This window comes from Xanthomonas bromi (assembly GCF_900092025.1).
Lineage (GTDB): Bacteria > Pseudomonadota > Gammaproteobacteria > Xanthomonadales > Xanthomonadaceae > Xanthomonas > Xanthomonas bromi.
The window spans coordinates 37,578-56,802 of the sequence record NZ_FLTX01000008.1 but is presented as its reverse complement, the minus strand read 5'-3'; the positions used below and the strand labels follow the sequence as shown (position 1 = coordinate 56,802).

At 65.1% G+C, this 19,225-nt stretch carries 14 protein-coding genes and 1 pseudogene; 10 read left to right on the top strand and 5 right to left on the bottom strand.

Annotated features, from left to right (window positions below; genetic code table 11):
- The first annotated feature begins 72 nt into the window (after window positions 1-72).
- The 3 genes from XBLMG947_RS02905 (at window position 73) to XBLMG947_RS02895 (ending at window position 3,537) form a co-directional block, all read left to right on the top strand.
- Complete coding sequence (locus XBLMG947_RS02905) at window positions 73-1,401, top strand: CitMHS family transporter (protein ID WP_065466299.1); 1,329 nt, start codon at window positions 73-75, stop codon at window positions 1,399-1,401.
- A 169-nt stretch (window positions 1,402-1,570) separates the two neighbouring features.
- Window positions 1,571-2,311: an acetoacetyl-CoA reductase gene (phbB, locus tag XBLMG947_RS02900; RefSeq protein WP_064510408.1), complete on the top strand. Its 741-nt coding sequence runs from the start codon at window positions 1,571-1,573 to the stop codon at window positions 2,309-2,311.
- Window positions 2,312-2,505: 194 nt separating this feature from the next.
- On the top strand, window positions 2,506-3,537 hold the full coding sequence (locus XBLMG947_RS02895; protein WP_065466298.1) for a LacI family DNA-binding transcriptional regulator: 1,032 nt from the start codon (window positions 2,506-2,508) through the stop codon (window positions 3,535-3,537).
- Between the two features lie 177 nt (window positions 3,538-3,714).
- On the opposite strand, the gene XBLMG947_RS02890 is transcribed toward XBLMG947_RS02895, so the two are convergent.
- Window positions 3,715-5,034, bottom strand: a complete 1,320-nt coding sequence (locus tag XBLMG947_RS02890; protein WP_065466297.1) for an MFS transporter — start codon at window positions 5,032-5,034, stop codon at window positions 3,715-3,717.
- A 268-nt stretch (window positions 5,035-5,302) separates the two neighbouring features.
- Here XBLMG947_RS02890 and XBLMG947_RS02885 point away from each other — a divergent pair, with 268 nt between their 5' ends.
- Together XBLMG947_RS02885 and XBLMG947_RS02880 are read left to right on the top strand one after the other, a co-directional pair.
- Window positions 5,303-7,756, top strand: a complete 2,454-nt coding sequence (locus XBLMG947_RS02885) for a TonB-dependent receptor (RefSeq protein WP_065466296.1) — start codon at window positions 5,303-5,305, stop codon at window positions 7,754-7,756.
- Between the two features lie 34 nt (window positions 7,757-7,790).
- On the top strand, window positions 7,791-9,710 hold the full coding sequence (locus XBLMG947_RS02880) for an alpha-amylase family glycosyl hydrolase (RefSeq protein ID WP_065466295.1): 1,920 nt from the start codon (window positions 7,791-7,793) through the stop codon (window positions 9,708-9,710).
- A 164-nt stretch (window positions 9,711-9,874) separates the two neighbouring features.
- Here XBLMG947_RS02880 and XBLMG947_RS02875 read toward each other — a convergent pair whose 3' ends face one another.
- The 3 genes from XBLMG947_RS02875 to rsgA all read right to left on the bottom strand — a co-directional run bounded on the left by XBLMG947_RS02875 (window position 9,875) and on the right by rsgA (window position 13,063).
- Window positions 9,875-10,555: a type 1 glutamine amidotransferase domain-containing protein gene (locus XBLMG947_RS02875; RefSeq protein ID WP_065466294.1), complete on the bottom strand. Its 681-nt coding sequence runs from the start codon at window positions 10,553-10,555 to the stop codon at window positions 9,875-9,877.
- Between the two features lie 154 nt (window positions 10,556-10,709).
- On the bottom strand, window positions 10,710-11,972 hold the full coding sequence (locus XBLMG947_RS02870) for a flavohemoglobin expression-modulating QEGLA motif protein (RefSeq protein WP_065466293.1): 1,263 nt from the start codon (window positions 11,970-11,972) through the stop codon (window positions 10,710-10,712).
- On the bottom strand, window positions 11,972-13,063 hold the full coding sequence (gene rsgA, locus XBLMG947_RS02865) for a ribosome small subunit-dependent GTPase A (RefSeq protein ID WP_065466292.1): 1,092 nt from the start codon (window positions 13,061-13,063) through the stop codon (window positions 11,972-11,974). The genes XBLMG947_RS02870 and rsgA overlap by 1 nt, the downstream gene beginning before the upstream one ends.
- A 153-nt stretch (window positions 13,064-13,216) precedes the next feature.
- On the opposite strand from rsgA, the gene XBLMG947_RS02860 reads away from it, so the two are divergent.
- The 3 genes from XBLMG947_RS02860 (at window position 13,217) to XBLMG947_RS02845 (ending at window position 16,271) form a co-directional block, all read left to right on the top strand.
- Entirely contained in the window at window positions 13,217-14,488 is a 1,272-nt protein-coding gene (locus tag XBLMG947_RS02860; RefSeq protein ID WP_065466291.1) for a pyridoxal phosphate-dependent aminotransferase, read from the top strand.
- Window positions 14,488-15,138, top strand: coding sequence for an SGNH/GDSL hydrolase family protein (locus tag XBLMG947_RS02855; RefSeq protein ID WP_065466290.1), 651 nt, complete (start codon window positions 14,488-14,490; stop codon window positions 15,136-15,138). Before XBLMG947_RS02860 ends, XBLMG947_RS02855 begins: the two co-directional genes overlap by 1 nt.
- 461 nt (window positions 15,139-15,599) lie before the next feature.
- The gene (locus XBLMG947_RS02845; RefSeq protein ID WP_065466419.1) at window positions 15,600-16,271 is read left to right on the top strand and encodes a class I SAM-dependent methyltransferase; all 672 of its coding nucleotides are present in this window, start codon (window positions 15,600-15,602) and stop codon (window positions 16,269-16,271) included.
- Between the two features lie 151 nt (window positions 16,272-16,422).
- On the opposite strand, the gene XBLMG947_RS02840 is transcribed toward XBLMG947_RS02845, so the two are convergent.
- Window positions 16,423-17,199: a polysaccharide deacetylase family protein gene (locus XBLMG947_RS02840; RefSeq protein ID WP_065466288.1), complete on the bottom strand. Its 777-nt coding sequence runs from the start codon at window positions 17,197-17,199 to the stop codon at window positions 16,423-16,425.
- Between the two features lie 60 nt (window positions 17,200-17,259).
- Here XBLMG947_RS02840 and grxD point away from each other — a divergent pair, with 60 nt between their 5' ends.
- A complete protein-coding gene (grxD, locus tag XBLMG947_RS02835) occupies window positions 17,260-18,186 on the top strand; it encodes a Grx4 family monothiol glutaredoxin (protein ID WP_065466287.1) in 927 nt (308 codons plus the stop codon).
- A gap of 197 nt (window positions 18,187-18,383) precedes the next feature.
- Window positions 18,384-19,182, top strand: a pseudogene (locus XBLMG947_RS02830) (hypothetical protein).
- Window positions 19,183-19,225: the final 43 nt, after the last annotated feature.

The following is a 19,225-nucleotide window of genomic DNA, read 5'->3' as shown; positions in this document are numbered from 1 at the left end:
TCATCGCTGCATGCCCTGCGCGGCGCTGTGCTCCACTCTCCCCCTGCTGTACGCCTCAAAGGATTTGCCCGCATGCTGACCGCGCTCGGTTTCGGAATGGTGATCACCTTCATGTACCTGATCATGAGCAAGCGGCTGTCGCCGCTGGTGGCTCTGATCACGGTGCCGATCGTGTTCGCGTTGCTGGGCGGCTTCGGCACCGGCATCAACGACATGATGCTCGAGGGCATCAAGAAGATCGCGCCCACCGGCGTGATGCTGATGTTCGCCATCCTCTACTTCGGGGTGATGATTGATGCCGGCCTGTTCGATCCGCTGGTCGGGCGCATCCTGCGGCTGGTCAAGGGCGACCCGCTGAAGATCGTCATGGGCACCGCGATCCTGGCGATGCTGATCTCGCTCGATGGCGACGGCTCCACCACCTACATGATTGCCGTGTCGGCAATGCTGCCGCTGTACCAGCGCCTGGGCATGAACGCGCTCAACCTCACCTGCGTCACCATCCTGGCCAGCGGCGTGATGAACCTGACCCCGTGGGGCGGCCCGACCGCACGCGCCGCCACCGCCTTGCATGTGGATCCGGCCGATGTGTTCGTGCCGCTGGTGCCGGCGATGCTGCTGGCGATTGCCGGCATCATCGCGCTGGCATGGTACCTGGGCATGCGCGAGCGCCGCCGCCTGGGCGTGGTGCGCCTGCCGGCCGACGGCAACTGGCTGGACACCAGCATTCCCGACGACAACGACGCCCTGCCGCGCGTGGAAGACACCGAGGACATGAAGCGTCCCAAGCTGCTGTGGGTGAACCTGGTGCTGACCCTGGCCTTGATGGGCGCACTGGTGGTGGGCGTGATGCCGATGCCGGTGTTGTTCATGATCGGCTTCGCGCTGGCGCTGATGATCAACTACCCGAATCTGGCCGAGCAGCGCCGCCGTCTGGTCAACCACGCCGGCAATGTGTTGTCGGTGGTGTCGCTGATCTTTGCCGCGGGCATCTTCACCGGCATTCTGTCCAACACCGGCATGGTCGAAGCGATGTCGCGCAGTTTTCTCGCCATCATTCCCGACAGCTGGGGCCCATACCTTGCGGTGATCACGGGCATCGTCAGCATGCCGTTTACATTTTTCATGTCCAACGACGCGTTCTATTTCGGCGTGCTGCCGATCCTGTCCGAAGCGGCCGGCCACTACGGCATCACCCCGGTGGAAATGGCGCGCGCCTCGCTGGCCGGCCAGCCGGTGCATCTGCTCAGTCCCCTGGTGCCCTCGACCTACCTGCTGGTGGGCCTGGCCAAGGTCGACTTCGCCGACCACCAACGCTTCACGCTGAAGTGGGCAGTGCTGATCTCGCTACTGATGCTGGGCGGCGGGTTGTTGTTTGGCTTGTTTCCGTTGGCGCGCTGATCGCCGCCGGGAATGCGGAGTCGGGAATCGGGAATCGTAAGAACTGCGCCGTGCGGCCGTTTCGATTCTTGACTTCCACGTGCAAAGACAGAAACCGCAATAGTGGCTCCTGCCCTACCGATTCCCCACTCCCGATTCCCCATTCCCCAACTCCGAAGGAGTTCACCCAATGACTCTCCGCATTGCATACGTCACCAGCGGCATGGGCAGTGTCGGTACCGCGATTTGCCAGAAGCTGGCACGTAGCGGGCATACCGTGGTGGCCGGCTGCGGCCCCAATTCGCCGCGCAAGTCGGCCTGGCTGCGTGAGCAGCGCGAGCAAGGCTTCGATTTCGTCGCCTCCGAAGGCAATGCCGCCGACTGGGATTCCACCGTGGCGGCGTTCGCCAAGGTCAAGGCCGAAGTCGGCGAGATCGATGTGCTGGTCAATAACGCCGGCGGCAGCCGCGACACCTTGTTTCGGCAGATGAGCCGCGACGATTGGAATGCGGTGATCGCCAGCAACCTGCATTCGTTGTTCAACATCACCAAGCAGGTGGTCGATGGCATGACCTCGCGCGGCTGGGGGCGCATCGTCAACATCGGTTCGGTCAGCGCGCACAAGGGCCAGATCGGGCAGATCAATTTTGCCACCGCCAAGGCTGCGATGCATGGCTTCAGCCGTGCACTGGCGCAAGAAGTCGCCTCGCGCGGGGTCACCGTCAACACCATTTCGCCCGGCTATATCGCCAGCGCCTCGATCAGCAGCTTTCCACCGGATGTGCTCGACCGCCTGGCCACCTCGGTGCCGGTACGCCGCCTGGGCAAGCCCTCGGAAGTGGCCGGCCTGTGCGCCTGGCTAGCGTCTGACGATGCCGCCTACGTCACCGGTGCCGACTACGCGGTGAACGGCGGCCTCTACATGGGTTGAGCGGGCGCACCGCTGCATGTCCCGCTGCCCGCCTGCTCTGTACGCCCGGCGCTCGATCTGCGGGAGCGCCCACAAGGCTAGGAGATCCGTACGCGTGTGCGCCCTGCCCGCGTGCACAAGCAGCCGCCACTGCGCGAACGACCCGCCTGCAATGCGAACTGATTACACTCTGGTCTTTTCCGCAGTGCGCTGCCATGGCCAAACCTTCAGAACGCACCCCGCCTAATGCCCGCCCGCAGATGGCCGACATCGCCCGCATGGCGGGTGTGTCCGAGTCCACCGTGTCGCGCGCATTGGCCGGAAGCCCGTTGGTTGCCGAACGTACCCGCGCCTACATCAAGCAGATCGCCGCCGATGCCGGCTACCAGGTCGACCCGGTCGCGCGCAGCCTGCGCGCCAAACGCTCCAACACGGTGAGCGTGGCGGTGCCGATGATGCATGCGCTGGATCAACCGCTGTCCGACCCGTTCCTGATGACCATGCTGGCGCTGCTGGCCGAAGAACTCACCGGCCGTGGCTACAGCATGCTGCTGTCCAAGCTGAACCGGCATCAGGATGGCTGGGTGGAACAGCTCGCACGCGGCAGCCGCTCCGACGGGGTGATCGTGCTGGGGCAAAGTTCCGAACACGCCGCGCTGGACCAGGCCGCACGCGACGGCCTGCCGATGGCGGTATGGGGCAGCCGCATCGACGGACAGTCGTACATCAGCGTGGGCAGCGACAATTTCCAGGGCGGCGCGCTTGCCACCGAACACCTGATCGCCAGCGGCCGCCAGCGCATCGCCTTCCTCGGCGATGACCAGCTTCCCGAGGTGGCGCCGCGGTTTGCCGGCTACCGTCATGCGCTCGAACAGCACGGGCTGGAGTTCGACACCCGGCTGCATGCACGCAGCCATTTCGTCAGCGAAGATGCTTATCGCCTCACCCGCGCCATGCTCAAGAAGACCGATCCTCCGGATGGTCTGTTCGCCGCTTCCGACGTGATTGCCGTGGGCGCGATCCGCGCCCTGGTCGAGGCCGGCCACCGGGTGCCGCAGGACATCTCGCTGGTGGGCTTCGACGATATCCCGCTGGCCGCCTACAGCCAGCCGCCGCTGACCACGGTGCGGCAGGATCTAGGGCTGGCCGCGCGTTTGCTGGTGGACCGGCTGCTGGCACTGATCGCGGGCGAAACCGTGGAATCGGTTGAAATGCCGGTGAAGCTGGTGGTGCGCGAGTCGGCGTGAGGCGTGAGGCCCGGAATCGGGAATCGGGAATCGGGAATCGGGAATCGGGAATCGGGAATCGGAAGAGCGTGCACGCGGCGCGCTCTTAGCGGTGGCAAACGCGCATGTTTTTTGCTTGCAGATCTATCGCGCGGAGGCTGTGCGTCTTGTGTCGTGATGCGCCTCCGCTGGTTGTGATTACGCGGTAACCGGCGTCGGCTTGCGGACACGCACGCACAGCATCGCCACTGCCGCAGCGAGCATCAGCGCGCCGGCCAGTTGGATCACGTTGCGCGGATCGCCGTGCAGCCATCGCTCGTAGTAGAGCGGCAGGGTGACGATCTGGATCAGCATCGGCAGCACGATAAACAGATTGAACAGCCCCATGTACACGCCGGTGCGTTCGGGTGGAATGCTGTCGGCGAGCATCAGATACGGGTTGCCCATCATGCTGGCCCAGGCCAGTCCAATCCCGATCATCGGCAACAGCAGCAACCAGCGGTTCTCGATGCCCGGCAATACCCACATGCCGACGCCGGCCGCCAGCAGGCAGGCCGCATGCGTGTATTTGGGGCCGAAGCGGCGGACCACCGGCACCATCGCAAAAGCCGCCAGAAACGCGATGAAATTGTAGAAGCCGCCGATCTGCCCGTTGACCAGGCCCGCCTCACGAAACCCGTGCGAGGTAGCGTCGGTGGTGCCGAACAAGGTGGTCGACAGCGACAGCACGATGTATTGCCAGTAGCAGAAGATTCCATACCACTGAAACAGCATCACCGGCGCCAGCTGGCGCATGGTCGGCGGCATGTCGCGCAACGCGCCGCCGATCTCGCGCACCACTGCGCCCAGGCCGGCACCGCGCTGGCGCATGCGCGCGATCTCTTCCGGCCCGATCACCGGCTCGCGCACACTGCGCGCAGTGAGCAGAATGGATGCTGCAGAAAAGCCTGCGCCAATCACGAACGCAGCGATGGTGACGTACGGAATATGGTGCGCATTGGCGGCATCCTGATTCATGCCGAACCACACCAGCAACGGCGGAGTGAGATAGGCCAGTGTCTGCGCCAAACCGGTGAACGCACTCTGGGTGAGATAGCCCAACGGCCGCTGCGGCGGCGCCAGCACATCGCTGACCAACGCACGGTACGGTTCCATCGCCACGTTATTGGCCGCATCCAGCACCCACAGCAGGCACACCGCCATCCACAGCGCGGTGCTGAATGGCATCGCCAGCAGGCACAGACTGCACACCAGCGCGCCCAGCACCATGTACGGCATGCGGCGGCCCCAGCGGGTCACCGAGCGGTCGCTCCACGCACCCACGAATGGCTGCAGCACCAGCCCGGTGATCGGCCCGGCCAGCCACAGATACGGCAGGCTGGCGTGGTCGGCGCCCAGGTAGTTGTAGATCGGGCTCATGTTGCTCTGCTGCAACCCGAAGCTGTACTGCACACCGAAGAAACCGGCGTTGAGCGCCAGGATGCGCGCGAAAGAGAGCGGAGGAGCGGTCGACGACATGCAGGGCCCTGGGCATCGGCGCGGCTCCCAGTGGCCGCAGCGCAGTGTACCCTGCCATCGATACAATCGATTGTAACGCTGCGCTGCAACAGATTTTACAGGGAATTCCGAGCGAGAAAAATTAGCACATTGATGCTGCACCGCAAGATTGCAATCGATTGCATTGCCGCGTATTACTGCACTCGCACTGCAGGCCATACGGCCATTCCCTGGGAGGGGACGATGCAGGCGTCGGCACACCATCATCCGTGAGAGAGAGAGAATCGCAATGTCCACCTTGCACACCCTGCGCCTGCATGCCCTGGCCTGTGCGGTCGTTTCCTGCCTGTGCGCGCCCGCCGCGCTGGCCCAGGACACCGCCGCCGCACCCGCCACTCCGCCGGCTGCCGACAGCGCCGCGGTCAATCTGGATTCGGTGTTCGTCACCGGCACCTCCACCGCCACCACCAAGTTGAAATCCAGCGTGTCGGTCAGCACCGTCGGTGCCGAGGCGATCGAGCAGTCGGCGCCGCGCAGCACTGCGGAAATCTTCCGCAACATCCCCGGCATCCGCTCCGAATCCAGCGGCGGCGAAGGCAACGCCAACATCGCCGTGCGCGGTCTGCCAGTGGCCTCCGGTGGCGCCAAGTTCCTGCAGCTGCAGGAAGACGGCTTGCCGGTGATGGAGTTCGGCGATATCGCCTTCGGCAACGCCGATATCTTCCTGCGCTCGGATTTCACGATGGATCGCATCGAAGCGATCCGCGGCGGCTCCGCCTCGACGTTTACCAGCAACGCGCCGGGCGGCATCATCAACTTCATCAGCAAGACCGGCGACACTGAAGGCGGCAGCGTCGGCGTCAGTCGCGGCCTGGACTACGACAACACCCGCATCGACTTCAACTACGGCGCGCCGTTTGCCGAGCACTGGCAGTTCAACATCGGCGGCTTCTTCCGCCAGGGCGATGGCGTGCGCGATGCCGGCTACACCACCGACAAGGGCGGCCAACTCAAGGCCAACCTCACCCGCCTGTTCGAGAACGGCTACGTGCGGGTATACGGCAAATACCTCAACGACCGCGCCGCCGGCTATCTGCCGGTCCCCACCTCCGTGCGTGGCCGCGATGGCTCGCCGGACCTGGGCGGCTTCCCCGGTTTCGATCCCGGCAACGACACCTTGTACAGCCGCAATTTCCGCACCGATGTCGGCCTGGACGGCAACAACCAGCCGCGCCGCACCGACCTGGGGGACGGCATGCACCCGATCTCGCGCACCATCGGTGCCGAAGCCTGGTTCGACCTGGGCAACGGCTGGAACCTGAGCGATAAATTCCGCGTCGCCGACAACAGCGGGCGCTTCGTCAGCCCGTTCCCGGCCGAAGTCACCGATGCCGCCTCGCTGGCCTCGTCCATCGGCGGTGCCGGCGCGCAGCTGGTGCAGGCCGACGGCCCGAATGCTGGACAGGCCTACACCGGCAATGCCATCCGCACCCATCTGTTCAATGTCGCCGTCAACGATCTGGGCAATGTCACCAACGACCTCAGCGTCTCGCGCGAGTTCGGTGGCGACGGCCGCACCCTCAACCTGCGTATGGGCTACTACACCTCGCGCCAGACCATCGACATGGACTGGACCTGGAACTCCTATGTGCAGAGCCTGGGCCGCGACTCGCGCCTGCTCAACGTAATCGACGCCACTGGCGTGTCGCGCTCGCAGAACGGCCTGTACGCCTATGGCACGCCGTTCTGGGGCGATTGCTGCATCACCCGCAGCTACGACGTGCGCTACGACGTCAATGCACCTTACGTGGCGCTCACCTTCGACAGCGGCAAGTTCAGCATCGACGGCAGCCTGCGTTACGACATGGGCGATGCGCGCGGCAGCTACAATGGCACCGCGATTGCGCAGAACCTGGACGTCAACGGCGACGGCGTGATCCAACCGGTGGAACAACGCGTGGCCACCGTGGACACCGCCAACGCGCGCCCGGTGGATTACGACTGGAACTACCTGTCGTATTCGTTGGGCACCAATTACCTGATCAACGACGACCTGGGCGCGTTTGCACGCATCAGCCGCGGCGCACGCGCCAACGCAGATCGCTTGTTGTTTGGCGTGGTGCGCGACGACGGCTCGGTGTCGTCCGATGAAGGCGTCAACGTGGTGCGCCAGGCAGAAGCCGGCCTGAAGTGGCGTCGCGACGGGCTGAGCCTGTTCGCCACGGCGTTCTCCGCACGCACCCAGGAACAGAACTTCGAAGTCACCAGCCAACGCTTCTTCAACCGCAGCTACGCAGCGCACGGCGTGGAGCTGGAAGCCAGCTACCGCTACGAGGGCTTCACCGTCAACGGCGGCCTGACCTGGACCGATGCGGAAATCTCGCGTGACCAGATCACCCCGGAAAATACCGGTCATGTGCCGCGTCGCCAGGCCGACGTGGTGTGGCAGCTCACACCCAGCTACCGCGGCGATAACTACCAGTTTGGGGTGAACCTGATCGGCACCACCGATGCCTACACGCAGGACTCCAATCAGTTGAAGATGCCCGGCTACACGCAGGTGAACCTGTTCGGCGACTACCGCGTGACCGATGCGCTCACCGTGGCGCTCAACGTCAACAACCTGTTCAACACCTTTGGCCTGACCGAAGCCGAAGAAGCGACCATTCCGGCCAATGGCATCATCCGCGCGCGCTCGATTGCCGGCCGCACCACCAGCATCAGCCTGCGTTACGACTTTTAAGGACCCCGCGCCGGGTCCTGCCCGGCGGCTTCTAATGAGCACCTCCCCGATCGATTCCACTGCACTGCGCGCGGCCTTCGCCGCGCCGCTGGATCCGCAACGCGCCGCCATTCTGATGTCGCGCTACGACACGCACGCACCGCGTTTGCTGGATGCCTTGCAGACGCTATACGGACAGCGTGCCGACTATGCGATGTGGGTGACGCAGTGGCTGGGCGAACTGGGCAACATCGCCCGGCAGCGTTCGCAAGCGTTGCAAACCCTCGACAGCACGCGGCACGCCGGCTGGTTCGGCGAACAGCGCATGCTAGGCTACAGCGCTTACGCAGACCGCTTTGCCGGCACACTGCAGGGCGTGGCCGAACGCGTGCCGTACCTGCAGGAGCTGGGTGTGCGTTACCTGCACCTGCTGCCCTTCCTGCGCGCACGTAGTGGCGATAACGATGGCGGTTTTGCGGTCAGCGATTACGGCCAGGTGGAGCCCAGTCTCGGCACCAACGACGATCTGGTCGCACTCACCAACCGCCTGCGCGAGGCTGACATCAGCCTGTGCGCGGACTTCGTCCTCAACCACACCGCCGACGATCATGCCTGGGCCCAGGCCGCGCGCGCCGGCGATGCACGCTATCTGGGTTACTACCATCACTTTGCCGACCGCACCCTGCCCGACCAGTACGAAAGCACATTAGGGCAGGTGTTTCCGCACACTGCACCTGGCAACTTCACCTGGGTGGACGACACCGCGCACTGGATGTGGACCACCTTCTATCCGTATCAATGGGATTTGAACTGGAGCAATCCTGCCGTGTTCGGCGACATGGCGTTGGCGATGCTGCGGCTGGCCAATCTGGGCGTGGAAGCATTTCGCCTGGATTCCACCGCCTATCTGTGGAAACGCACCGGCACCGATTGCATGAACCAGCCCGAGGCGCACACCTTGCTCGTGGCCTTGCGCGCGGCCACCGATATCGTCGCGCCGGCCGTGGTGATGAAGGCCGAAGCCATCGTGCCGATGACGCAACTGCCGCCGTATTTCGGCAGCGGCGTGGACCAGGGCTACGAATGCCATCTGGCGTACCACAGCACGCTGATGGCCGCCGGCTGGTCGGCGTTGGCACTGCAACGCGGCGATATCCTGCATCACGTCATCAGCAACAGCCCACCGCTGCCGGCCAACTGCGCGTGGCTGAGTTATGTGCGTTGTCACGACGATATCGGTTGGAACGTATTGCAGCACGAAGCGGCAGGCAGTGTGGCGCAACCGCCGTTTTCGCTGCGCGATGTCGCTCGCTTCTATGCCAACGACGTGCCGGGCAGTTATGCGCGCGGCGAGAGTTTCCAGAGCAGCGGCGACGGCGTGCATGGCACCAACGGCATGGCAGCTGCGTTGGCAGGCATCCAAGCCGCTCAGGAGGCAGGCGATGCTGCTGCGTTGACGGTTGCAGTGGATCGGCTGCTGCTGCTGTATGCCATTGCGCTTGCCATGCCAGGTGTACCGTTGATCTACATGGGCGACGAATTGGCAATGGTCAATGACCCCGGCTACCGCGACGACCCGCAGCGCCGGCATGAAGGCCGTTGGCTGCATCGGCCGGCGATGGATTGGCAGCTTGCCGCGCAGCGGCACGATGCACAGAGCCTGAGCGGCACGGTGTACCGCCGTTTGCGTGGATTGATCCAGCAGCGTGCCAGGTTAGGCGCGTTGGCAGCAGACCAGGCACTGGACAGCATCGCGCTGACTGATCCTCGCGTGTTCGCGTTGACGCGTGGCGACAGCTTTCTCGCATTGCATAACTTCAGCGATCAGTCGCTGGAGGTGGAGCTTGCGGCGATCGGTAATGATGGCTGGAAGCTGTTGGCAATTGGCGACGATGCAGATGCTGCCGCGCCGAGCGAGAGCGTATCGCTTGTGCTTCCGGCTTACGGCGTGCGTTGGCTGCAGCGCGGTGCCTAACGCGTGCAGGTGGTGATGGGTGAGCGCTGATTTTGCGGGGTTTCGGGACAATCGCAGCCTTATCCCAATCCCCGCTCCGCTCCCAGGCGCGCGCGCCAGTGACGTGCGTGCCTGGCTTGTTCCCTAGCGGGAAAAGCGTTTTGCAGGATCAGAAACCGGCAAGATCAGCGCTTCGCCAATCCAAGCAAGGTCTCTGCGGTCTTCTCCGACGACGCCGGGTTCTGGCCGGTGACCAGGGTGCCATCGATGACCACATGCACGCCCCAATCCGCGCCCTTTTCGTACTTGCCACCGAGTTCGGTCAGTACGTCTTCGACCAGGAACGGCACGATCTTGGTCAGGCCCACGCCCTCTTCCTCGCCATTAGTGAAGCCGGTGACGCGGCGTCCATTGACCAGCGGCTTGCCGTCGCCGCCCTTGACCCGACGCAGGGCGCCCGGCGCATGACAGACCAGACCGTGCGGCTTGTTGGCCTTGGCGAATGCTTCGATCAGCGCGATGGAATCGGCATCTTCAGCCAGATCCCACAACGGGCCGTGGCCACCCGGGTAGAACAACACATCGAAGTCATCGGCCTTGATGTCAGCCAGACGATGTGTGCTTGCCAGCGCCTTCTGCGCCTCGGGATCCTGCTTGAAGCGCTTGGTCGCCTCGGTTTGCGCATCGGGCTCGTCGCTCTTCGGGTCCAACGGCGGCTGTCCACCCTTGGGCGAAATCAGCGTGATTTCTTCACCCGCATCCTTGAACACGTAATACGGCGCGGCGAATTCTTCCAGCCAAAAGCCGGTCTTCTTGCCGGTGTCGCCGAGCTGGTCGTGGGACGTGAGCACCATCAAGATTTTCATCGCATTGCCTCGTGTCATGGCCCAATCGGGCAAGGCAGCCAGTGTGCAATTCAGCCCGTTGCAGCCTCGTGTAGAGCGCGTGGCATGCACTGAATTTATTCATACATGTATTGATTGCATTGCAGTGCGCCCCAGCTGCGGGCTGCGTCTTGCCTCACACATTCATTGCAGGCGGCTGCAGCTGATCCATGCGGATGCGGTTGGCGAACAACGAGAACGCCAACATGCCGGCCAGCCCGCTGACGCGGCTCACCCACGGCGGTAGCCAGCGTGGAGCGACCAGCACCCCGCTGTCGAACAATGGCGCAAAGCGCGCTACATCGCCAAGCGCCATCTTGCCGGCGAACAGGTAGCGGCAGAGTTGCAGCTGGTCGCGCTGCAACGAATGGCGGAAGAAGGTGTGCACCGCCACCAGGCCACGCAGATACACGGTGTCCTTGGTGAAGGCACCGCCCCCACTCGTGGGCACGCCGCGAAACACGCGCTGCGCCGACGAAAAGCTTTCCGCAGCGCTCTGCCCGCCTGCGGTGAAGTAACGAAAGACCTCGATGAAATCCGCGCCCGAGCGCGCCCTCGCAATCGCTTCGATGCGCAGGCTGATGCGCTTCATGCGTTCGATATCGATGCTGCCGGTGATCTGCTCGGCGAACGTAGCCAGGCCTTCTTGCGTAGCGGTCGTGCGCGGGGAAGAAATACCCAGGCTGGGCAAATGCACCTGCGCGCGCCCGTTGAGCGCCGTCAGCGAATGCACCAGCGCTTCATGATGGAACAGCTGCGCGCGGTCGTAATCGCTGAACGTGGCACCGGTGCGCAAACGAATGCGGTGCGCGCCGGCGGCCGCCTTGGCGAGCAGATCCGGGTCGAGCGTGACGGTGATGACGCGCCCTTCGAAAAACGCGTCGAGGTCGTTCTGCAATTGCATGCGCAACGCCGTCGCCGAGACAGGCACCTGCTCTTCCGGCGCCATCAGTTCGCGATCCAGCTCCTGCGCAATCTGGATGAAATGGCGCGCGGCTTCGCGTGTCGTCGGGCCATTGCCCGGCATCGGGTCGTCGGGCACGCCGAACAACTGCGCCGAGTAGTCGCTGACCGCGCTTGTGCCCAGCGATTCCAGCAAGCCGGCCGCCAGACTCCAGCTATGCGCCGAATCGATCAGGTACGCGCCCAGCGGATGATGCGGGTCGGCGGCCTTCGCAATCGCCGCCAGCTCGCGCCGAGTGTCGCCAAAATCCAGCACCGGGTAGTCCACCTGCGGCAGCTCCGGCTGCCCGCGCGCCACGCTCTGCAGAAACGGCTCCTGCAGCGAGCGCGGCCAGCTCGCCAGGGCGAGCAAGCGTACCCCGCGCACGGCCTTGACCAGACGCGCATCCAGCGCCGAGTGATGGACGATGTCCGGCAGCCCCTTGCGCGATGGCATCAGCGCCGTCCGGGACGATCGACGCTGGCCGGACGCTTGCCCGAGCCCTTTCCGCGATTGTTCTGCGCAACACGGGTGGCAAGCTTTTCGGCAGCACTTGCCACTTCCACCCTCAGCTTCATGTAGTTGGCTACCCGCTCCGGGTCCAGCGTGTCGGCCTCGATTGCCGCCCGCACCGCGCATCCCGGCTCGGCGAGATGCGCGCAATCGTTGAAGCGACACTGTGCCGCCAAAGCTTCCACATCCGAAAAACCGCCTTCGGCCAGATCCTCTTCGCCGGTGGGCTTGAGCTCGCGCATGCCGGGCGTGTCGATCAGACACGCACCGGACGGCAACGGGATCAACGCGCGATGCGTGGTGGTGTGGCGACCGCGCGAATCGTTTTCGCGCACCGCATTGGTCTTCATCTTCTGCGTACCGAGCAGCGTATTGGTCAGCGTCGATTTGCCCGCACCGGACGATCCCACCAGCACCGCCGTGCGGCCATCGCCCAGCCACGGCCGCAGCGCGGCCACGCTGGCCGGATCCTTGGCGTTGACCGCGCGCAACGGAATGTTCTGCGCCTCCAGCTCTTCCAGCACCGCCAATGCATCCTCGGCGTATTCGGTCTGATCGGCCTTGGTCAACACCACCACCGGCTGCGCACCGCCGCCACCGACCAGCAATAGATAGCGCTCGATGCGACGCGGATTGAAGTCCGCATCCAGCCCGCACACGATGAACACCGTATCGATATTGGCCGCGATCACCTGCTGGTGGTAATGCTCGCCGGCCGCTCCGCGCTTGATCGAGGTGCGCCGTGGCAGCAGCGCCACAATGCGCTTGCCCTCCATCAACACCCAATCGCCCACCGCAGCCCGCTCATGGCTGGGAAAGCGCGGCCGCTGCCACTCCGGCAACGACTCGGCCTTGAGACTGGCCTCCGGCGTATCGGCCACCACATAGCCGGTGCGATGCTGCTCCACCACCCGCGCCGGCAACGCCTGCGGATGCGCGGCGAAGATCGCCTGCCAGGCCGCCTCTTCCGGCGGCCCAGGCCAGGGCCAGCCGATGGATTGGAGGGTGGGGTAATCGGGGGTGATGTCGCTCATGGGGCGATTCTAGCTGGCTGGCCGCAGCGGCTTGTGCAATGGGGTCCTGCCGGGCGGCTCACGTGCCCCTTGACATCGTTACCGATGCAAGCATGTCCGCTTTTCATATTTTCGATACCATGCCAAGCCTCACGCCTACAACCGGCCCGTCGCATGTCCACTGCCCCGCAAAAGCCGCTCGCGATTCGTGAGCGTCTGTCCGAAGTCCGCTACGAAATCCGGGGCGAACTCGCGCGGCGAGCGCGGGAGTTGGAGGCGCAGGGCCGCAAACTGATCAAACTCAACATCGGCAACCCCGGGGCGTTCGGGTTCCGTGCGCCGGAACATCTGCAGCGCGCCATCGCCGACGACATGGGCCGCACCGATCCGTACACCCATCAGCAAGGCCTGCCGGAAGCGCGCGAAGCGGTCGCCAAGGCGTATTCGCGGCGCCACCATCCGGACGCGCATCCGGACCGGATCTTCATCGGCAACGGCGTCAGCGAGTTGATCGATCTGTCGCTGCGTGCGCTGCTCAATCCCGGCGACGAAGTGCTGGTGCCCTCGCCCGACTACCCGCTGTGGTCGGCGGCGACCATCCTCAACGACGGACGCCCGGTGTATTACCGCTGCGCGCCGGAAAACGGCTTCCAGCCGGACCCGGTGGAGATCGAGACACTGGTCTCCTCGCGCACCCGCGCCATCGTGCTGATCAATCCGAACAATCCCAGCGGCGCCAGTTATTCGCGCGAGCTGCTGGAGCGCATCGTGGCGATTGCGACCAAGCACAACCTGTTGCTGATGGTCGATGAAATCTACGACCAGGTGCTGTACGACGGCGCGGCGTTCGTGCCGGTCGCACCGCTGGCCGGTGCGCAGCCGTGCATCACCTTCAGCGGCCTGAGCAAGGTGCATCGCGCCTGCGGCTGGCGGGTAGGCTGGGCGCTGCTGTCCGGTGAGCAATCGCGCATCAACGACCTGCGTAACGCGATGGACCTGCTGGGCGCGCTGCGCCTGTGCGCCAACGTGCCGGGCCAGTACGCCATCGATGCGGCAGTCAATGGGCCGGACACCATTTCCGCGTTGTGCGCGCCCGGTGGCCGTCTGTACGAAACCCGGCGTGCGGTGATCGAGGCGTGTGCGGCCAGCGAGCATCTGCAACTGGTGGCACCGGCCGGGGCGCTGTACGCATTCCCGGCGGTGGTGGGTGCGGCCGCGCGCAATTTCGACGATCACGCGTTCGCGCTGGATCTGATGAACGAAGAAGGGGTGCTGGTGGTGCCCGGTTCCAGCTTCAACGTGCCGTATCGCCACCACTTCCGCGTGACCCTGATGCCGGAGGAGGACGTCATGCGCGATGTGTTCGCGCGCATCGACCGCGCACTGGCACGTCGTGCGGAAGCCGTGACCAAGGTGGTGCCACTCAAGTCGCGCAGCGTCGCTTGATGGCGGCGCCCGGCACGCCGCTGCGCTATCTGGCGCTCGGTGATTCCTACACCATCGGCGAAGGCGTTGCCCCAGAGCAGCGCTGGCCGATGCAGTTGGTCGATGGACTGCGTGCCCACGGTTGGAACGTGGCGCCGCCGCAGATCATCGCCACCACTGGCTGGACGACCGACGAATTGCAGGCCGGTATCGACACGGCCGCACCGCAGGGCCCGTTCGCGCTGGTGAGCCTGCTGATCGGCGTCAACAACCAGTACCGCGGGCGCTCGCTGGACGAGTACGGCGCCCAGTTCGATACGGTGTTGCAGCGCGCGATCGCGTTTGCCGGCGGTCATGCCGCGTGCGTGCTGGCGCTGTCGATTCCGGATTGGGGGCTGACACCATTTGCGCGCGCGCAAGATGGCGATGCAGCGCAGATCGCTGCACAGATCGACGCCTTCAACAGCGTGGCGGGAGACCGTTGCACAGCGCGCGCCGTGCGGTTTGTCGACATTACTGCCATCAGCCGCGATGGCGGTGACGCCGTCGACATGCTGATCGATGATGGCCTGCACCCCTCAGGTGCGATGTACGCACGTTGGACAGCTGCCGCGCTGCCTGCTGCGCGCGATGCACTGGGCGCTGCCGGGTCTGTGGACACGATTGCCTAGACGCGGCTAACACCACGACAGCGCTCATTGCGTGGCGATCGCGGCCGGTACTCGGTACGGCATGGCACAGTCGTACACTTCTGTTCCCAGAACGCCGTCCACACACACTTGACGAGTGTTCGCTACGGTTTTTGAGGCGCTCTAAACCGCGGGCGTGCTGTTTTGCTCCTCGTTGCTCGCGTCGTGTGTGCCGTGGCTCTGCCGCAGCTGCGCAAGCCGGCTACCGTGTGCTCTTTGCTTGCATATTTTGATGTGCCGCTGCGAGCCGCGCTCTCGCATCGTAAGGGCATGACGCGCCGCACTTCGCAAGCGCAATTCCAACAGCAAGCGCCACTCGCCTTGGCCATGCATCGCGAAAACGCCAACCAGTCCTACCGCAATCGGTGCGAGTGGCTCTAAGCTAGCCGCGCAGCAGGCCTGATTGCCAAGGAACGACATTGCACAGCACCGCCACCCAACCGATGAGCCGCGCACAGGCGATGGCGATCGCACGCGCTTTTTTACCCAAGCATCCGCTCGGCAACCGCTACGATTACTACTACACGCAGGCCAAGCTGCGCACCGATCCGCTGTATCCCGGTGTACTGGCCGAGCTGCGCAGCACCACTGCGCCGGTCCTGGATCTGGGCTGCGGGCTAGGCTTGCTGGCACATGCATTACGCGCCGATGGCCAGGCACTGGCATATCACGGCGTGGATGTGGATGCATCCAAGATCCGCCGCGCGCAGCACATCGCGCAACGCTCGCAGTTGGGCACTACCAAGTTCGACGTGGTCGACCTGAGCATCGCGTGGCCGCAGCATCAGGGCAGCGTCACCATTCTGGACGTGCTGCAGTATCTGCAGTCGGACATGCAGGCCAGCCTGTTGCGCAGCGTGGCGCAGATGCTCACCCCTGGCGCAAAACTGGTGATTCGCAGCGCATTGGGCGATGCCAGCGGCCGTGGCCGTACCAGCCGCGTCACCGACGTGCTGGCGCATCTGAGCGGCTGGATGCAGCGCATGCCATGCAGCTACCCCACCCGCGACAGCCTGCAGGCGCATCTGGATGCGGCCGGTCTGCGCGCGAGCTTTGCGCCCCTGTACGGCAACACGCCGTTCAACAACTGGTTGATCGTGGCCGAGCCGCGCTGAGCACTGCACGACAAACGACGAGCCACACGTAACGCGCAGTCGTGGAATGGACATAGAAGGCGCGAGGGAACCGACGTGCACGGGCGCACATGCCGTACCGAGCACTGCTGCGCCCGCCTGGCGGTGAGCGCAGTCGTGCTGTTGGTCGCGCTCAATCCGGCCGTTGCCCCACCAATCCGCGCGCCTGCATCGCTTCAAGCACGCCGCGCAGGATCGTGAGGTTATGGCCGTGCGCGGCGCCTTCGTGCAGCAGCACGATCGCGCCGGGGCGCAGGTCGCGCACGATGCGTGCCACGGTGGTGTCCGGTTCGCAGCGCACGCCGTCGAAGCCGCGCGCGCTCCAGGCCACGCGGGTGAGTCCGTGGGCGCGCAGCGGCGAGGCAACGAAGGGGTTTGTCATGCCGACCACCGAGCGGTAAAGCCGCGGCGCCCGCCCGGTGATGCTGGCCAGGGTGCGCTGCGCCAAGCCGATTTCCTGCGCCATGCGGCGCGGCCCCAACGCCCAGAACCATGCCTGCGGATGGGTATGGCTGTGGTTGCCGATGCCATGCCCGCGCCGCACGATCTCGCGCACCAGCTCCGGCCGCTGTTCGGCACGCGCACCGACCACAAAGAAGGTGGCCTTGGCGTCGTAGGCATCGAGCAGTTCGAGAATGGCCGGGGTGTCATCGGAGGGGCCATCGTCGATGGTCAGCCAGACCTGCGGCGCGCGACCGGGCAACCGCGCCAGCACCGGCGCATACAGGCGTGCGCGCGGCAGGAACACCGGCACCACGAACAACGCATGCGAGACCAGCAGCGCCGGCAGGCCCCAGGCCCAGCCCAGATGCCACCACAGCACCGCCACCGCGCCCTGCGAGAGGGCGAACAACCCCACCCAGCGGTAGGGGTGGGAGGGGATGCGATATAGCGTTTCCGGCGTGGTCATGCCGCATGATGCCACGCGGCGTAGAATCACCGGTCTCCACGCTCTCACCGAAGTGCTGCCATGTCCCTCGATCCCGCCCTGCGTTCCCGTATCGATACGCTGCTGCAATCCAGCCGCGTGGTGCTCTTCATGAAAGGCCAGCCCGGCATGCCGCAGTGCGGTTTTTCGGCCAAGGCGGTCGGCGTGCTGGACGGGCTGGGCATCGACTATGCCCACGTCAACGTGCTGGCCGACCAGGACATCCGCGAGGGCATCAAGGCCTACGGCGACTGGCCGACCATTCCGCAGCTCTACGTGGATGGCGAGCTGATCGGCGGTAGCGACATCATCGTGCAGATGGCCGACAGCGGCGAGCTGAGCACCATGCTCGGCCTGCAGGCACCGGATCGTAGCCCGCCGAAGATCACCATCACCCCGGCCGCGGTGGAGATGCTCAAGGGCGCGTTGGCCGATGCACCGGATGCCTCGCTGACGCTGTCCATCGATGCGCATTTCCAGCCCAACTTCCAGCTGGCCCCGACCAACCCGAACGCGATCGCAGCCGAATCCAACGGCCTGCGCGTGCAGTTCGACCTGGCCAGCGCACGCCGCGCCGATGGCATCACCATCGACTGGGTGGACGACATCCGTGGCCGCGGCCTGGCCATCGACAATCCCAACGCGCCCAAGCCGGTGCAGGAGCTGTCGGTGCGCGATGCCGACGACCGCCTCAAGGCCGGCAGCCTGGCCCTGGTGGACGTGCGCCCGGCCGACGAGCGTGCGTTGGCCACCATCGCCGCATCGTTCCGCACGCTGGACGCGCACGAGCGCGCCGCCATCGAACAGCTGCCCAAGGACACTCCGCTGGCATTCCTGTGCCACCGTGGCGGCCGCAGCCTGCAGGCGGCCGAACATTTCCGTGGCCTGGGCTTCACCAACGTCTACAACGTCACCGGCGGCATCGATGCGTGGTCGGACGAGGTGGACAACGGGGTAGCGAAATACTGAGCGACAGCGAGCGGTCGCCACCCGGTCGCGGCTGCCGCGCAGGCGTCATGTCGCACCTGTAGAGTGCGGCGCTCGCCTTACCCGTGTGTCCACGGCTTGCACAGATGCAGGCTGCTTCGGCACACCGCACACCGAAACGGGCGCTCCTTGGAGCGTCCGTTTTTTCATGGATCAACCTGCACAAGGACAGCGCTGTAATACACACCCGCCGCTCTCTCGCCCTGTCCGCGCTGCTGCCGCTGGTCAGCCATGCCGCCGAGCCGTCGCGTGCCGTGCTGCTGGTCCAGACCTACGACAGCCAGCCGACCGCAGATCCGCTGGAGTACATCCCGGTGTGGCTCGGCAAGGGCGTGGCGAAGGAATCGACCCAGCCCAAGGCGCTGCTCAGCCAGCCGCTGCAGGTCTTCAATGCAGGCGTATCGACCGGCAACGTGCGGCTTGGACGACAACAGCATGTGCGGCGGCACTGCGAAGCTGTGTCTCAAGGGCAACCCCACGCTGTCCGATTCACCGCTGCTGTCGACAATGGATATAAACCCCGGCAAGCGCTTCGCCGGCCGGGCGGCGACCGCCAGCGAACAGGCCGACCCGTTTCGCCAGGTGGGCGAGACCGCGCAGTTGCGCCAGCACGTCACGCCGGCGGCCCTGTTGCGGGCGCTGGCCGCGTTCAAGACCGACCGCGCGCAGGATCTGGCGACGCTGCAGATCGTCACCGATACGCAACAGCCGCAGCGGCGCGTGGCCGTGTTGACCTCCAACCACCCGATCAACACCGGCAACGCGGAGAACCCCACCTGCGTGCTCGTTCTGCGTGCGATCTTCGAACATGACGGCCGCCGCTGGCAGTTCCGCAAGGGCCAGGCCGCCAGCGGCTGCGACGATTGCGAAGACTTGCCGCTGCGCACGCATCTGCTGCAGTTCGGCGATATCGACGGCAACGGCACGCTCGATTTGGTGCTGTCGGAAAGCGGCTACGAAAGTTACGGGCTCTATTGACTGCCGGGCGAAGGCACCACGTGGCGTTCGGAGGCATTGCCGG

What these genes read in the sequence shown, in the direction of transcription:
- XBLMG947_RS02905 (WP_065466299.1), top strand. Translation starts at nt 73, where the DNA reads ATGCTGACCGCGCTCGGTTTCGGAATGGTGATCACCTTCATGTACCTG.
- phbB (WP_064510408.1), top strand. Translation starts at nt 1,571, where the DNA reads ATGACTCTCCGCATTGCATACGTCACCAGCGGCATGGGCAGTGTCGGT.
- XBLMG947_RS02895 (WP_065466298.1), top strand. Translation starts at nt 2,506, where the DNA reads ATGGCCAAACCTTCAGAACGCACCCCGCCTAATGCCCGCCCGCAGATG.
- XBLMG947_RS02890 (WP_065466297.1), bottom strand. Translation starts at nt 5,034, where the DNA reads ATGTCGTCGACCGCTCCTCCGCTCTCTTTCGCGCGCATCCTGGCGCTC.
- XBLMG947_RS02885 (WP_065466296.1), top strand. Translation starts at nt 5,303, where the DNA reads ATGTCCACCTTGCACACCCTGCGCCTGCATGCCCTGGCCTGTGCGGTC.
- XBLMG947_RS02880 (WP_065466295.1), top strand. Translation starts at nt 7,791, where the DNA reads ATGAGCACCTCCCCGATCGATTCCACTGCACTGCGCGCGGCCTTCGCC.
- XBLMG947_RS02875 (WP_065466294.1), bottom strand. Translation starts at nt 10,555, where the DNA reads ATGAAAATCTTGATGGTGCTCACGTCCCACGACCAGCTCGGCGACACC.
- XBLMG947_RS02870 (WP_065466293.1), bottom strand. Translation starts at nt 11,972, where the DNA reads ATGCCATCGCGCAAGGGGCTGCCGGACATCGTCCATCACTCGGCGCTG.
- rsgA (WP_065466292.1), bottom strand. Translation starts at nt 13,063, where the DNA reads ATGAGCGACATCACCCCCGATTACCCCACCCTCCAATCCATCGGCTGG.
- XBLMG947_RS02860 (WP_065466291.1), top strand. Translation starts at nt 13,217, where the DNA reads ATGTCCACTGCCCCGCAAAAGCCGCTCGCGATTCGTGAGCGTCTGTCC.
- XBLMG947_RS02855 (WP_065466290.1), top strand. Translation starts at nt 14,488, where the DNA reads ATGGCGGCGCCCGGCACGCCGCTGCGCTATCTGGCGCTCGGTGATTCC.
- XBLMG947_RS02845 (WP_065466419.1), top strand. Translation starts at nt 15,600, where the DNA reads ATGAGCCGCGCACAGGCGATGGCGATCGCACGCGCTTTTTTACCCAAG.
- XBLMG947_RS02840 (WP_065466288.1), bottom strand. Translation starts at nt 17,199, where the DNA reads ATGACCACGCCGGAAACGCTATATCGCATCCCCTCCCACCCCTACCGC.
- grxD (WP_065466287.1), top strand. Translation starts at nt 17,260, where the DNA reads ATGTCCCTCGATCCCGCCCTGCGTTCCCGTATCGATACGCTGCTGCAA.